The organism is Streptomyces sp. NPDC002577, from assembly GCF_053594815.1.
The window spans coordinates 43,447-57,545 of the sequence record NZ_JBSFWK010000056.1 but is presented as its reverse complement, the minus strand read 5'-3'; the positions used below and the strand labels follow the sequence as shown (position 1 = coordinate 57,545).

General features: G+C 69.7%; 11 protein-coding genes. 5 read left to right on the top strand and 6 right to left on the bottom strand.

The features are described 5' to 3' along the window. Positions 1–209: 209 nt before the first annotated feature. From ACWD4J_RS39065 to ACWD4J_RS39050, 4 genes are all read right to left on the bottom strand, one after another. Positions 210–1,220, bottom strand: coding sequence for a helix-turn-helix domain-containing protein (locus tag ACWD4J_RS39065; protein ID WP_451400304.1), 1,011 nt, complete (start codon positions 1,218–1,220; stop codon positions 210–212). Then, positions 1,202–2,257, bottom strand: a complete 1,056-nt coding sequence (locus ACWD4J_RS39060) for a helix-turn-helix domain-containing protein (protein ID WP_451400303.1) — start codon at positions 2,255–2,257, stop codon at positions 1,202–1,204. Before ACWD4J_RS39060 ends, ACWD4J_RS39065 begins: the two co-directional genes overlap by 19 nt. A gap of 84 nt (positions 2,258–2,341) precedes the next feature. Beyond that, positions 2,342–3,328: an alpha/beta hydrolase gene (locus ACWD4J_RS39055; protein WP_451400302.1), complete on the bottom strand. Its 987-nt coding sequence runs from the start codon at positions 3,326–3,328 to the stop codon at positions 2,342–2,344. A 123-nt stretch (positions 3,329–3,451) separates the two neighbouring features. Then, positions 3,452–6,544: a helix-turn-helix transcriptional regulator gene (locus tag ACWD4J_RS39050; protein ID WP_451400301.1), complete on the bottom strand. Its 3,093-nt coding sequence runs from the start codon at positions 6,542–6,544 to the stop codon at positions 3,452–3,454. A 56-nt stretch (positions 6,545–6,600) separates the two neighbouring features. On the opposite strand from ACWD4J_RS39050, the gene ACWD4J_RS39045 reads away from it, so the two are divergent. After that, positions 6,601–9,378 (top strand): AAA family ATPase, encoded by a 2,778-nt coding sequence (locus ACWD4J_RS39045; protein WP_451400300.1) that lies wholly within the window; start codon positions 6,601–6,603, stop codon positions 9,376–9,378. A 104-nt stretch (positions 9,379–9,482) separates the two neighbouring features. Here ACWD4J_RS39045 and ACWD4J_RS39040 read toward each other — a convergent pair whose 3' ends face one another. Beyond that, positions 9,483–9,986: a carboxymuconolactone decarboxylase family protein gene (locus ACWD4J_RS39040; protein ID WP_451400299.1), complete on the bottom strand. Its 504-nt coding sequence runs from the start codon at positions 9,984–9,986 to the stop codon at positions 9,483–9,485. Positions 9,987–10,095: 109 nt separating this feature from the next. Between ACWD4J_RS39040 and ACWD4J_RS39035 the strand changes: the two genes are divergently transcribed. From ACWD4J_RS39035 to ACWD4J_RS39020, 4 genes are all read left to right on the top strand, one after another. Beyond that, complete coding sequence (locus ACWD4J_RS39035) at positions 10,096–11,076, top strand: pirin family protein (protein WP_451400298.1); 981 nt, start codon at positions 10,096–10,098, stop codon at positions 11,074–11,076. 12 nt (positions 11,077–11,088) lie between these two features. Further along, a complete protein-coding gene (locus ACWD4J_RS39030; RefSeq protein WP_451400297.1) occupies positions 11,089–11,430 on the top strand; it encodes a GNAT family N-acetyltransferase in 342 nt (113 codons plus the stop codon). A gap of 41 nt (positions 11,431–11,471) precedes the next feature. Beyond that, positions 11,472–12,611 carry a winged helix DNA-binding domain-containing protein gene (locus tag ACWD4J_RS39025; protein WP_451400296.1) on the top strand — a complete coding sequence of 380 codons (1,140 nt, stop codon included), beginning with the start codon at positions 11,472–11,474 and terminating at the stop codon, positions 12,609–12,611. A gap of 284 nt (positions 12,612–12,895) precedes the next feature. Next, on the top strand, positions 12,896–13,099 hold the full coding sequence (locus ACWD4J_RS39020) for a cold-shock protein (RefSeq protein ID WP_451400295.1): 204 nt from the start codon (positions 12,896–12,898) through the stop codon (positions 13,097–13,099). A 73-nt stretch (positions 13,100–13,172) separates the two neighbouring features. Here the strand turns inward: ACWD4J_RS39020 and ACWD4J_RS39015 are convergent, their stop codons facing one another. Beyond that, positions 13,173–14,084 carry a COG4705 family protein gene (locus tag ACWD4J_RS39015; RefSeq protein ID WP_451400294.1) on the bottom strand — a complete coding sequence of 304 codons (912 nt, stop codon included), beginning with the start codon at positions 14,082–14,084 and terminating at the stop codon, positions 13,173–13,175. Between the last annotated feature and the right edge of the window lie 15 nt (positions 14,085–14,099).

The following is a 14,099-nucleotide window of genomic DNA, read 5'->3' as shown; positions in this document are numbered from 1 at the left end:
TCATCGGGGCCCTCGTCGGTGCCGTGCTCCTGCTGCACGCCGAACTCGCCCTCACCCTGGGCCTGGCGCTGGTGTTGCTCGCGGTGACCTCCGTGACCACCCATCGCCTCTCGGGAGCCGACGCCGCCTGGACCAGGCCCCTGGGGGCCTGAACGCGCCGTCGGGCGAGCCGAGTTTTCCCCCTCGTGAACGAGGGGGAAACGGGCCGGTCAGCCGCCCTGCCGCTGCTGCCCACCGGCGGTACCGCGCCACTGAGCGGGGGACATCCCGTATGCCTTGCGGAAGGCATGGCTGAAGTGGGAGGGGCTGATGAATCCCCATCGCGCGGCCAGGGGGGCGATGGCCCGGCCGGACGCCTCCGGACGGGCCAGTTCGGCCCTGCACGCGTCGAGTCGGCGTTGGCGCACCCAGCCGCTGACGGTGGTGCCCTGCTCCTGGAAGAGTTTGTGCAGATAGCGCAGGGAGATGCCGTGTTCGTCGGCGAGCATCTGAGGAGAGAGCCCGGGCTCACCGAGGCGGGTCTCGATGGAGGCCTTGATCCGGTCCAGCATCGTTGCCGGTCCTGTCCCGGCATGGGGAGGCCCGTCGGTGTCCAACTGGCTTCGGGCCAAGGTGGAGAGGAAGTCCGCGACGGTGCGGGCGAGTCTCTCGCGCATGAGAGGCGGGGCAGAGCCGATCTCCTGCGCCAGTCCGGACAGGAGCGGCACAAGCAGTGCGGCGAGGCCGCCGGGAGCGTCGCCGATGGCCGTGGCGGTGACGCGGCGTATCTCCGCGTCGCTCAGCCTCAGCGTCGGGCGGGGAACCATCAGGACGCGGGCCCGGTGGCGCTCCGGCAGGACAAGGGTGAACGGCCGACTCGCGTCGTAGAAGGCCAGGACTCCCGGGTGCAGCTGCGTGGAGCGGCCGTCCTGGAACAGGACGGCCCGGCCATCCAGTTGCAGGCGGGCGAAGATGTATGCGTGGCCGTCCGCTGCGGCACCCCGCGGGGTCCGGACGACCTCCACGGGGTCGGACTCCTCGGTCGCGACCTGAAGCGTTCCCAGCCGGTCAGCCCTGAGGGAGCCCGTCCAGGACCCTGGGTCTTCCCGGACGACCAGCTCGAGGTCGACGTAGGCCCTCGACAGGGCCTGCTTCCAGGACGACACGTCCTGCGAGGTTCCGGTTGTGTCCGTGGACAGGACCATCTGCGGCACACCGGTCGTCAGCTCGCCGCCAGGCACCAGTCCTCCTGGACCGAACGCCGGGCGCGTTCGAATCGAAGCCATTCGGTGGGGGACATTCCGTACTCCCTGCGGAAGGCCCGCCCGAAATGGGCAGTGCTGGTGAATCCCCAGCGGCGGGCGAGGCTTCCCACGCTCCCGCTCTGCGCGTCGGTGACCGGCAACTCCCTGCGGCACTCGTGCAGTCGGAGCTCAAGGATCCAACGGCCGACCGTCGTGCCTTCCTGCTCGAACAGCCGGTGCAAGTACCGCACTGAGATGCGATGGGCCCGTGCAATGGCCGCCGGAGTGAGGCCCGGTTCTGCCAAGTGCCAGCGAATGAACCTCTGGACGCGCAGCAGGAGGACCCGGTCGGCGCCGGGCAGGCCCGCCGGTTGCACGCCGAGTTGCTCGGCCGCGACCGCGGCCAGCAGGTCCACGACGCTGCCGGCCAGCCGTTCGGCTACCGGCCCGGAGTAGGACTCGGACGTGTCCGCCAGGCGCGACATGAACGGCGAGAGCACGGCTGCAAGCCCGGCCGCCGGGCGCATGGCGCGCCCCGTGATCCGGCTCAGGCCCGCCTCCGGCTGGCCGAGGAGGCATCGCGGCACGGCGAAGATCTTCATCTGGAACTGCTGCGGAAAGCACGTACGGAAGGGGCGAATTGTCTCGAAGAACGCGACATCGCAGGGCCGCAGCTCCGCGTACCGGTCATCCTGCTCGACCTGGGCGATGCCACTGCTCATCACGGCGACGAACACCTGCTTGCCGTCGCCGCGGTCGATGAAGCGCGGGGCCCGGTAGACCTCTGCGGGATCGGAGTCGACCGTGGTGATCTGAAGATCGCCGATGTGGTCCGTGCGCATCGTGGCGGCGTACGTTCCGCCCTCCGCGGAGATGTCCATCCCGACAAGCGTCGCCATGACGGCGTCATGCCAGAACTCCAGACTCTGCCGAGCAGGCACAGAAGTCGTGGACACTATCTGACCGCGTCGTCTTGCGGGCGAGTCATGGCCGAGGCCGCCGTCCCCGCTGAAGGAACCAGTGAACGCTGACATGCCCACCAGCGTGCCTTCGTCCAGATGCGTGATGCATCAGTCAGCCGACTGGTCTGCGTTTTCGCGCGGTGGCCTGAAGTCTTGTCAGCTCAGCTTCCGGCGCAGGAAAGCACCGCCCTGTCGCACGGCTGCCTGCGTTGGCGGACTGTCACGCAACGCGGTCAGCGACACGAAGTCGTGGACCGTGCCAAGGAAACGGACCGCGGTCACGTCGACTCCCGCACGGCGCAGCCGACTCGCGTACTGCTCGCCCTCGTCCCGCGTCACATCGGCCTCCGCCGTGATCACCAGCGCCGGCGGCAGCCCCGCGAGCTCCGCCAGGCTCGCGCGCGACGGGGACGCGGTCGGTTCCGCCTGCTCCCGGGGATCGTCGCTGTACTGCCGCCAGTACCAGAGCAGCGCGTCCCGGGTGAGGAGATACCCAGTGGCGAACTGCCGCTGGGACGGGCTGTCGCACCGTGCGTCGGTGATCGGGTAGTACAGCAGCTGGGCGCGAATCCTCGGGCCGCCGCGCGACTTCGCCATCATGGACAGCGCCGTGGCCATGGTGGCGCCCGCACAGTCCCCGGCGGCCACCAACCGGTCCGGGTCCAGCCCGAGCTCCGCAGCGTGCCGGACCGCCCAGGTCATCAGGGCGTAGCACTCCTCGACGGCCACGGGATAGCGGGCCTCGGCAGTGCGGCTGTACTCGGGGACGACGGCGGCCGCACCTGCGCTGAGCACGAGCTCGCTGACGAGCCGGGCGTGGGTGTGCGCGTCACCCAGCATCCACCGGCCCCCGTGGATGTAGAGCATGGCGGGGAGCGGGTCTCTCACGCCGGGCGGTCTGAAGATCCAGAAGCCGACCAGACCGGACGGCCCCACGGGTGCCACCTGGAAGGTCGCCTCCACGTCGAAGTCCTCGATCAGGTGGACCTGGGACTCCCTCAGCGCCTGCCGGCCGTCGACCGGTCGTAGCTCGTGCAGATAGGGCGGGGCCGAGGACGCGTCGACGAGCCGTTGCACCAGCGGATCGAGGATCAGGGAGGACGGGGACTTCCCGCCCCCGTTCTCGCTGGGGTCCGACTGCATCCCGCACACACCTCCCGCTCGGCCCTGTCGGTCCTGGTTCGTCGCTCGGTGGCCGAGGAGGACGAGCACGGGTCGTGCACCAACCCGTGGGCACCTGACGCCAGGTCTACTGCTGTGCGTCCGTCACTTGGCGTGCAGGAGAAGGTCGCGCAGCTGGTGGCGGCTGCTGATGCCGAGCTTGGGATAGACCTTGTACAGGTGCGAGCCCACAGTACGCGGCGAGAGGAACAGCTGTTCGCCGATCTCGCGATTGGACAGGCCGTTCGCGGCCAGCCGCACGATCTGCTGTTGCTGGGCGGTCAGTGCGGTCAGAGGATCTGCCGAGGCGGGAGCCTGGGCCACCCCGCTCGCGCGCAGCTCGCTGTGGGCCGATGCGGCGAGGTGACGGGCGCCGAGCCGGGCCGCTGTTTCCGATACGACGGTCAGCTGCGTGCGCGCTTCCAGGGGCCTCCTGCGCCTGCGCAGCCAGATCGCGTAGTGCAGTCGGGCCTGGGCCCGTTCCAGGGGCCACCTGGCTGCCTCCGTATTGACCACGGCCAGCTGGAAGTGGTGCTCGGAGTCGGCTTCCTTGTCGACGAGTGCCGCGGCATGGTGCATGAGCAGGGTCATCCGGGTCGTAGGCCGGGAGCCCTGGCGTTCCCGTACCTCCGTCAGGATGTGTGCCGCCTCCCGCTGCCGGCCGGTGCGCTGTGCGGCGGCGGCGAGTTCGGCGATGCAGCGAGGTGAAAGGTAGGGATCAAGAGGGGACCCGTCCTGCGCGAACAGGGCCCGCAAGTGACGGAAGGCGGTGTCTCCGTCCCCGAGGACCAACGCCGTCAGACCGCAGGCCCGCAGCATCCGGGCATACGTGGCCCGGTTCTCCTCCAGGCTGACAGAGCGCCAGTTCGGGCCGGTGAACTGCGTACCCGATGCGCTCTCGCCGCGAAGTGCGCGCAGGGTCGCTCGCAGGGCTTCGAGGTCCATCTCGATGCGGGTCCACCTGTGGACGGCGGCGAGAGAGAGGCCCTCCTCGATCAGGGTCTCGGCTTCCGCCCACCGTCCGATGCTCAGGAGTGCGTCCACCTGGGCCGCGAGGGTCCCTGCGTGGGGTCCCAGGGCCCCTTGCGAGCGAAGCAGCTCGCCTGCCTGGCGGTACTGCTCTGCGCAGAGGTCCGACTCGTCGGCGCGGTAGGCGACCGAACCGGTCGCGATCAGCCGAGTCAGCCGGCCCGGACCGCCGGGGGTGCCGGGACGGGGGCTCGTCAGCTTTCGCAGGGCGCTGTCGGCGTGGGCGGCTGGATCGATTGTCGTCGACACGAGGGTCTCCAGGGCCGCGAGGACCTCAGGCCCCACGGTCTCGGGAAAGGTGTTCGCAGGCATACGGACGCCCCGCGCCACCGTTGACCGGCCCTCCTGCCCGAACCGTTCCGTCCCCGGCTCTGCCGCCCGTACCGCTTGGTCGAGCAGGCGTGGCAGCTGCGTCCGGTGCTCGGGGAGTCCGGACTGGCAGGCGATTCCCGTGGCCACCGCCGCCAGGGCGAAGGCTGTTGCGGCGCTGCCCGGGGGAGTGTGCTGCGACACCCCGAGCAGCAGGTCGAAGGCCTCCCGCTGGAACGACAGCAGTGACAGTGCACCGCTCATGGCGCAGGCTGCGACGCACATCAGTTCCGGGTCGCGGTTCACTGGGGTCAGCATCGCGTACAGGTCGCGCACCCACCCCGGATCTCCGAAATCGCTCGCGGCGGTCAGGGCTTTGGCGAGACGGCGAGCCCGGTCGTGGTCGAGCGGGCTGAAACGCGCGGCCTGTTCCAGTGCCTTCCCCGCGGCGAAGCGATCTCCCCCCTGCTCGGCGGGGATGGCACAGTGGGCGCCGGCGGCTTCCTCCAAGGCCGCGGCCACGGACTCGTCCGGGCCGATGGCCGCCGCGGCCAGATGCCAGGCCCGGTGCGCAGGGGGGCGGCCCTCGACGGCAGCCAGATCCCGGTGGGCCTGCTGACGCAGCTTCGCGGGCTGCCTGTGGTAGGCCGCTGTGCGGATCAGCGGGTTGCGGAAAACGAGCCGGCCGTCGGCGATGGTGATCAGGTCGGCTTCCTCCGCCGGGACCCACACCGTCAGGTCGTGGGTACCCAGAGCGGCCATGAGGGTCGTGAGTTCCTGCTGCTGCGAAGCGGCCGCCGCGTACAGCAGTGCGCGTTCAGTCCCTTCCGGGAGCGCGTCCAGTCGTCCTGCGCACATCTGCTCGATGCGCGACGTCTGCCACAGTTCGCCACTGGAAGGTGAGGGTTCGGTGCGGCTGCGTGCTGCCCGGCCGAGCTCGATGATCGCCAGTGGGTTCCCCTCCGCTTGCTGGAGCACGTCCAGCCTGGTCCTTCCGGTGGGTGCAGCGGGCTGCGCATCGAGAAGCTCCGCCGACGCCCGCCGTGACAGCGGTCCGAGACGAAGGACGGCAAGATCCGCAGGAACCCAGGCCGGGGGAGCCTCTCCGCGTGCCGTGAACAGCATCGTCACGGCCTGGTCGGTCAGGCGTCGCGCCGCGAAGAGGAGGACATCCATCGAGTCGCGGTCGCAGTTGTGGATGTCGTCGACGGTCAGCAAGACCGGGCTTTCCTGCGCGAGGTGACCCAGCAGGGTCAGGACTGCGACGCGCAGGACCATTCCCTCCGGCGGGCCGGTGTCCGGAGCCGCCCCGAAGACGGTGCGAAGCGCCAGTCGCTGCTGCTCCGGGAGTACATCGAGCTCGCCGAGCACCGGGAGGAGAAGCTGATGCAGGGATGCGAACGGCTGCTGCGCCTCCGAGCCGCAGCCCTGCGCCGACAGGACCAGGGCTCGGCGATCTCCGGCCTGCTCCTCGGCGTTCCTGAGCAACGCCGTCTTGCCGGTGCCGGCCTCCCCGAGCATGAGCAGAGCGTGTGGCGGGCCACAGCGTCCGTCGACGGACCGCAGGATCCGGTCGACTTCCGCCTCCCGGCCGATCGGCACCATGCCACCCAGCCCCGAGCTGTCGCGGCCGGCTTCCTCACCGGCGGCCACTGCGCCCCTCACGTTCAAATCCCCCCATCGCGCTTCGATCACCCGAAATAGACGAAATCGTTCTCGGGGTGTCGATTCGGATGCTGCCAGGGGTTCGGGAAGGCACGCATCTGTCATGTGACCAGTCATGCGTACCTGCCGGCTGACCGGACTCCCCGCCGGTCCAGGCAACGGGCCTGGCAGGATGCCCGTCAGAACGGTGATCACGTTCGCCGCTTCGACGCCGATGTGCCAGGCGGATGGTCAGGAGGAAGAGGGACGTTTTGGACTTCGGCACCGAGTGGGCACCCGGCCTCGAGATCCTGGGCCGGGATCGTGAGATGTCGCGGATCAGCCAGCTGGTCGACGCCGCGGACGGCAGGGGCCCGAAGGTGCTCGTACTGATCGGTGAGCCGGGGGCAGGCAAGAGCACGCTGGTGGACTGGGCCGCATCCCGGGCTGTGGCCCGCGGCCGGCGCGTACTCCGGGTGCGCGGCTGCGAAGGCGAGAAGGACCTTGGTTTCGCGGGGGTTCATCAGCTGCTGGGGCCGGTTCTCACGGGTCTCGACGGGCTTCCGCCGCGGCAGCGCGACGCCTTGCGCTGCGCATTCGGCATGGATCAGGCCGACGGATCGCAGGCCCCGGACCCGTTGTCGATCAGGGTCGCGGTGTTGACGCTGCTCTCGGAAGCGGCGACGGAACGCCCCTTGCTGATCGTGGTCGACGACGCCCAGTGGCTCGATGTCGGCTCGCTGGACGTGCTCGCGTTCGTAGCCCGTCGCCTTGAAGACGAACCCGCCGCCCTGCTGCTCGCCGCACGCGACGAGGCGGTGCCGGTGCGCTTCGACCGCGACTTCCCGTATCTGACGGCCGGCCCGCTGGACCGGGCCGCGGCCGGGCTCCTGCTGGACGCGCAGCCGCATCCGCCACGGGGACGTGTCCGGTCCCGGATCCTCCAGCAGGCTGCGGGGAATCCGCTTGCTCTCATCGAGCTCACGCGAGCCTTCGCCAAGGATCCGGGCAGCCACGAAGCCGGCTCGAGCGGCTCGCTTCCGCTGACCGCCCGGCTGGAGCAGATCTTCGCCGCCGACCTGCCCAGCCTGCCCGACACGACACGACAGGTCCTGCTCTTGGCGGCGGCCGCCGGCACCGCGCACCTCTCTGACGTTCTCCATGCCGCCCCAGGTTTGAACGGGCCCGAGGTCTGGCGGCCCGCCGAGGAGGCAGGACTGGTGCGCGTCGAGGGCGGCCAAGTGCGTCTGCGTCACCCGCTGGTGCGCTCCGCCATCTACCAGGCCGCGTCCTTCCGCGAACGCCGCGAGGCCCACCTGGCGCTCGCCGCCGCGCTCGCTCATGAACCCGATCGACGCGCCTGGCATCTCGCGGCGGCCGCACTGGGCCCGGACGAAGAGGTCGCCGCCGCTTTGGCGGACACCGCCGAACGATCCCAGTACCGCGGCGGACACGCGGCCGCGGCCGCAGCCCTGGAACGCGCCGCCGAACTCACCCCGGAGCCCGAACAGCGCGCCCGCCGCCTTCTCGCCGCAGCCACGTCCGCCATGTTCGCAGGGCATCCGCAGTGGGTCGGTGAGATCGCGGCCCAGGTCGGCTCCCTCACGGACGATCCGCAACTCCTCGCGGAGGCGTCACTCCGCGCCGGCTGGTCCCTGGCTGTCACCCTGCGGCACGACGACTCTCTGGCGTTCCTCCTGCCCGTGGCCGAGTCCATGGCCACACCGGCACCCGCCCTCGCGCTGAGTGCTCTCGGAACGGCCGCGACCCCGGCATACAACTCCGGCGATCCCTCCTACCGGAACGAACTCCAGCGCATCAGCGGCCTCATCGCGCCACAGCCGGATGAGACCGATCGCGTGTGGCCGCGCGCGGCCGGCCACCCGTTCACGGACCGGGAGCGGGTTCTGACGAGCATGACCCACGCAGTGGACGCCATGCCGGACGACTCCCTGTCCGCCCTCGTCTCGCTCGGCGCTTCGGCCTGGATACTGGACGAGACCGACGACGCCGTGCGTCTGCTCGGCCAGGCCATGGACCAGCTGCGACGGGCCGCGACGGCCGGCGCCAATTGCACCGTCGCGCAAGCCCTCGCCCTCGCACAGTTCGAGAGCGGAGCCTGGAACGCGGCCCAGTCAGCCGCCGATGACGCCCTCTGGATGGCGACAGAGGCGGGCGCCGACAACGTCACCGTCGGCTCGCCGATCCTCCAGGCAACGCTGCGCGCCGCCCGCGGGGACCACACGGGGGCACGAACGCAGGCGGACGACGCCGTCCGCGGACGCGACTTGCGCAAGTCCCGCAGCCTGTACGTGCGTTACCGCCATGCGCTCGGCTTGGCGGCCCTCGCCGAGGGCGACCACACGACGGCGTACGAGCAGCTCCGCCGCGTCTTCACGCGGGACCCCCACCCTGCACCCGTGCACTACCACGCCTCCCTCTACTACCTCGCCGATCTCGCCGCCGCGGCCGTCCGCGCCGGACAGACGGACGACGCCCGCACCGTCCTCCACGCTGCTGAGAAGAGCCTGGACGAGTCCCGATCCGCTCGCCTGGACGCCGTCATGCAACGTGCCTCGGCGTTGCTGAGCGATCCTGACGACGCTGAGCCCCGATTCCGTGCGGCGCTCGGCGACCCGGGCAACGCCCGATGGCCTTTCGAGTACGCCTGCGCGCACCTGGACTTCGCCGAGTGGCTGCGGCGCCGCCGGCGGACCGCCGAGGCGCGTCCCCTGCTCGGCACCGCCCTCGACATCTTCGAGCGTCTGGACGCACGACCCTGGATCGAGCGCACCACTGCCGAACTCCGCGCGGCGGGCGTGGCCGTAGCGGCTTCCGCAGCGCCGGACGCCGTGGCCGACCTGACGCCGCAGGAGCTGCAGATCGCCCAACTGGCCGCGGGAGGCCTGACCAACCGGGACATTGGTGCCCGGCTGCACTTGTCTCCCCGCACCATAGGCTTCCACCTGCACAAGATCTTCCCCAAGCTCGGCATCACCGGCCGCACCCAACTGCGCGACGCCCTCGACCGCATACCGCGACCGGACTGACTCGGCGCGCGGTGTGCCGGCACAGGATGAGCATCGTCTGCGGGGCCACGTCGATCAGGATCGCCGCCACTGCGGTCAGGACGACACACTGTGCCGGAACCGGATCACTGCTGGGGGATACCTCGCACCGGATGCTTGCTCATCACGGAGACCCGGTTGAACGCGTTGATGGTGATCGCCACCCAGATCACCGCCGAGATCTCATCGTCGGTGAGGTGTTTGCGAGCTGCGTCATAGGCGCTCTCCTGCAGGGCTGCGTTCGCGGGTTCCGTGGTCGCCTCAGCGAGGGCGAGAGCCGCGCGTTCCTGTGCCGTGAACAGTTCGGTGTCGCGCCAGGCGGCCAGCACACCCAGGCGCTGGGTGGTCTCGCCGGCGCGCAGTGCGGCCCGCGTGTGTACGTTGAGGCAGTAGGCGCACCCGTTGATCTGTGACACACGGAGGTTGATCAGTTCCACGAGCGTGCGGTCCAGCCCCGCGTCGGCGGCGACCGCGCGAACGGCTTCCGCCGTCTCGACCAACGCGTGGTAGGCCTTCGGGCTCTGCTTGTCTACGAAGACCCGCTTGGTCACGGGGCCTGCTGCCGTGTCACTCAACCTGGACTCCTTCATGGGCCGCTCCGGGCCCTCGTTTGCGTTGCCGGGTGCCGCCGGGGCACGCTCCGTTTATCATCAACCATAAATGTTGAACATAAAACCATCTCGGGTGAGAGGGTGTGCGATGAGCAACGTCGAGAATGATCCCACCGAGCTGCGCTGTGGGGCCTTCGACCATGGTCAGCAGGTTCCGCAGGTCGACGTCCTCTCCGCGCGGGACGTCCCGTTGGGCGGTCCGAGGGCGATGACGGTACGGCGCACGCTGCCGCAGCGGGCCCGGACGCTGATCGGGGCATGGTGCTTCATCGACCATTACGGCCCCGACGACATCGCCGACACGGGCGGCATGGACGTCGCGCCCCATCCCCACACCGGTCTGCAGACGGTGAGCTGGCTGTTCAGCGGGGAGATCGAGCACCGCGACAGCCTCGGCAGCCACGCCCTCGTACGGCCCGGTGAGCTGAACCTGATGACGGGCGGGTACGGCATCAGCCACTCGGAGGTCTCCACCACCCGCACCACGATCCTGCACGGCGTCCAGCTGTGGGTGGCGCTTCCCGGTGAACACCGGAACACCGGCCGTGACTTCCAGCACCACGTCCCGAGCCCGGTTCAGGTGGACGGAGCCGACATCAGGGTGTTCCTGGGATCCCTCGCCGGTGACACCTCGCCGGTGCGGACCTTCACGCCCCTGCTCGGCGCCGAACTCGTCCTCCAGCCGCGCTCGACGACCACACTCACCGTGGATCCCGGCTTCGAGCACGGTCTTCTCGTCGACCACGGGGATGTCCGCATGGCCGGAACCCTGCTGCACGCGGCCGAGCTGGGCTACCTCGGTACGGGGAACGACACGCTGACACTGACGAACGAGTCGGATACCGCGGCTCGGACGGTCCTGCTCGGCGGGACGCCGTTCGAGGAACAGATCGTCATGTGGTGGAATTTCATCGGCCGGAGCCACGCAGACATCGTCGAAGCCAGGGAAGAGTGGCAGAACGCATCCGACCGCTTCGGCAAGGTCGATGGTTACGACGGCGACCGTCTTCCCGCGCCCGCCCTGCCGAACGCCACCATCGCACCGCGCAAGAACCCGACGCGCCACTGAAAGGCACAGACGATGACGCAGCCCGCCCCCGCTCCGACCGTTCAGCGAGTGGACCCCAGGCACCGTTACGAGATCCTTGTCGACGGGAAGCGTGCGGGCCTCACCGCGTACCGCGACCGCGGCGACCAGCGCGTGTTCTTCCATACCGAAATCGACGACGCCTTCGCCGGGCAGGGCCTGGCCTCGATACTCGTACAGCAGGCGTTGACCGACGTACGCGCCTCGGGGAAGCGCATCGTGCCTGTCTGCCCCTATGTGGCGAAGTTCCTCAAGAAGCACGAGGAGTTCGCCGACATCACCGACCCGGTGACTCCTGAGATCCTGCAGTGGCTGGAGACCGTGCTGCCGCACTGACCGCTGGCGGCAGCGGGCCGGTCGCGGCACAATCCATGGTCGTGGAGATCACCGCGCGCGAACTCAACCGGGCCACTCTCAGCCGTCAACTGCTGCTGCGACGGGAGCCGTTGAGTGTTGTCGAGGCGGTCCGGCGCGTGGTCGCGCTCCAGGCACAGCACGCCGCCTCGCCGTATCTCGCGTTGTGGAACCGGGTCACCGGCTTGGCCCCGGCCGATCTGGACGCCGCCTTCACCGACCGCGAGGTCGTGAAGGCGACCCTGATGCGCATCACGCCACATGTGGTCCACGCCGACGACTACCAGGTCTTCCGGGAGGCGATGCAGCCGACGCTGTACGCCTCCCGGCTCGGCTACCGCTTCGCGGCGGCGGGGCTCACTCCTGCTGACGCGGCCGAACTGGTGCCGGAGCTGCTGAAGTTCGCCCACCAGCCGAGGACGGCCGCGGAGATGGAGGCGTGGCTCGAACAGCGGCTCGGCGCCGGCAGGAAGGCCGGGGCGTGGTGGGGGCTGCGTTCGTACGCGCCGCTGCTGCACGTCCCGATCGGCGGTCCCTGGTCCTTCGGTACCCCGCCGTCGTATGTCGCGGCACAGAACGGACCCGTGCTCGCCGGCCGGGAGGCGAGGCCGGAGGCGCTGCAGACCCTCGTCCTGCGTTATCTGGAAGGGTTCGGGCCGGCGTCGGTGGCGGATGTGGCGCAGTTCGCCATGGTGCAGCGGGCACCGGTCCGTGCGGCACTGCGGGCGCTCACCGGCGTCGTCGAGCAGGTGCGGGGCCCTGACGGCACGACGCTGTACGACATCCCCGGCGCCCCACGCCCGGCCGGGGACACTCCGGCCCCACCTCGGCTGTTGGCGATGTGGGACAGCATCCTGCTGGCATACGCCGACCGCGGCCGCGTGATCCCCCCGGACTACCGCCCGCTGGTGACCCGCAACAACGGCGATGTGCTGCCGACCCTGCTCGTCGATGGGTACGTAGCGGGCGTATGGCGTCCGGTCGACGGCGGCATCGAGGCGACGGCCTTCCACGACCTCTCGCCCGAGACGTGGGACGGACTCGCCGCGGAGGCCGGTTCCCTGACGATGCTGCTGGCCGATCGCGATCCCCGGGTCTACAGCCGATACGACCACTGGTGGGCCAAGCTCCCCGAAGCCCAGGTACGGATACTCCCGAGCTGATGCGGGGGGCAACAGCCCGTGCCGCCCGGCCCCCGCCACGTCCGCAACCACCCGGCCGATCGGTCTCGTAAGCCGCATGGCTTACGAAACGCCCGCACACCATCGCAGCCATTCCCCCGTGGCTACGGCCGCCAGCCCCTATCGGTCGTCGCCACACCGGGCGACTTGGGCGGTGCGTTCACCGATGAAAGCCCGGTGGGGATGGCAGGGTTCAGGTGCCGCAGCCGCGACGGGGCTGCGGGGCGCGGCGAGGTCGCGCCGCGGTATGAGACAAGGACGGACTGATGGCGACAGGCACTGTGAAGTGGTTCAACGCCGACAAGGGCTTCGGCTTCATCCAACCGGACGGCGATGGCCCGGACGTGTTCGTCCACTTCTCCGCCATCCAGGCCACAGGGTTCAAGGAGCTGCAGGAGGGTGACAAGGTCGAATACGACGTCACCCAGGGACCCAAGGGTCCGCAGGCGGAGAACGTCTACCGCAAGTAGGTCCCTCCTTCGCCGCTCTCGGTGGCGCTCCTGGCCGGCCCCGGGCCGTAGAAGAAGCAGGTCGCACCCCCTGTCAGCCTTCCCGCTGTGCGACCGGCTCCTCCTGCCCGGCGCCCGTCGCCAGGTTCTTCCGCTCCTGCGCCTGGGCGTAGGCCATCAGGCCGAAGAGGATGGCCAGGAGCACCGCAGACGAGCCCGCCGTGCCGAGGTTCAGACCGCCCTTGGCGACCGGCTTGGTGAGGAAGTCGCCGGCTGTGGCGCCGAGCGGGCGGGTGAGGACGAAGGCGATCCAGAACAACAGCACGTTCGGGACCACGGGCACCTTCATCAGGACGACGAGCACCAGCAGGACGCCGGTCACCAGGGCAGCGCCGCCCGCGTAGCCGAGGCCGGAGCTGTCGGAGAGGAAGTCGCCCATCGACGTGCCGAGGGTGTTGGAGACGAGGATCGCCGACCAGAACATGGCCTCGCCGCGGAAGGTGACGATGTCGCGGATCTGGAACGTCATTCCGGACAGCTTCCACACCGTGAAGATCACCAGCAGGATGGAGATCAGGATCGCCGCGCCGACGGGGTAGCCGAGGCCAAGCCCCTGCGGCCCCCAGCCGAGCGAAGTGGCGCCGTTCGAGAGGAATTTGGCGCTCGCATCACGGTTCATGAAGTCGGACATCGTGGTGCCGGCCATGCTGGTCGACAGGATCACGGTCCAGTAGAAGAACGGGTTGTAGTGCCGGGACCTGAGCTGGACGACCAGCGTCACCACGAAGATCAGGAACAGGGCGATCGTGGTGAGGAAGTAGCCGATCTTCAGCGTCTGCGCGAACAGGTCACCGGCCGTCTCACCCAGGGTCGTCGCGGCGATCTTCATGATCCAGAAGACCAAGGTGACCTCGGGCAGCTTCTTCATCACCGACGTGGTCGCACTCGCCGCGGACTCATGTGTGTTCGAGACGCCGCGGCCGGTGAGGGCTTCCGGTTTCTCCAAGGTCGGACACTCCTG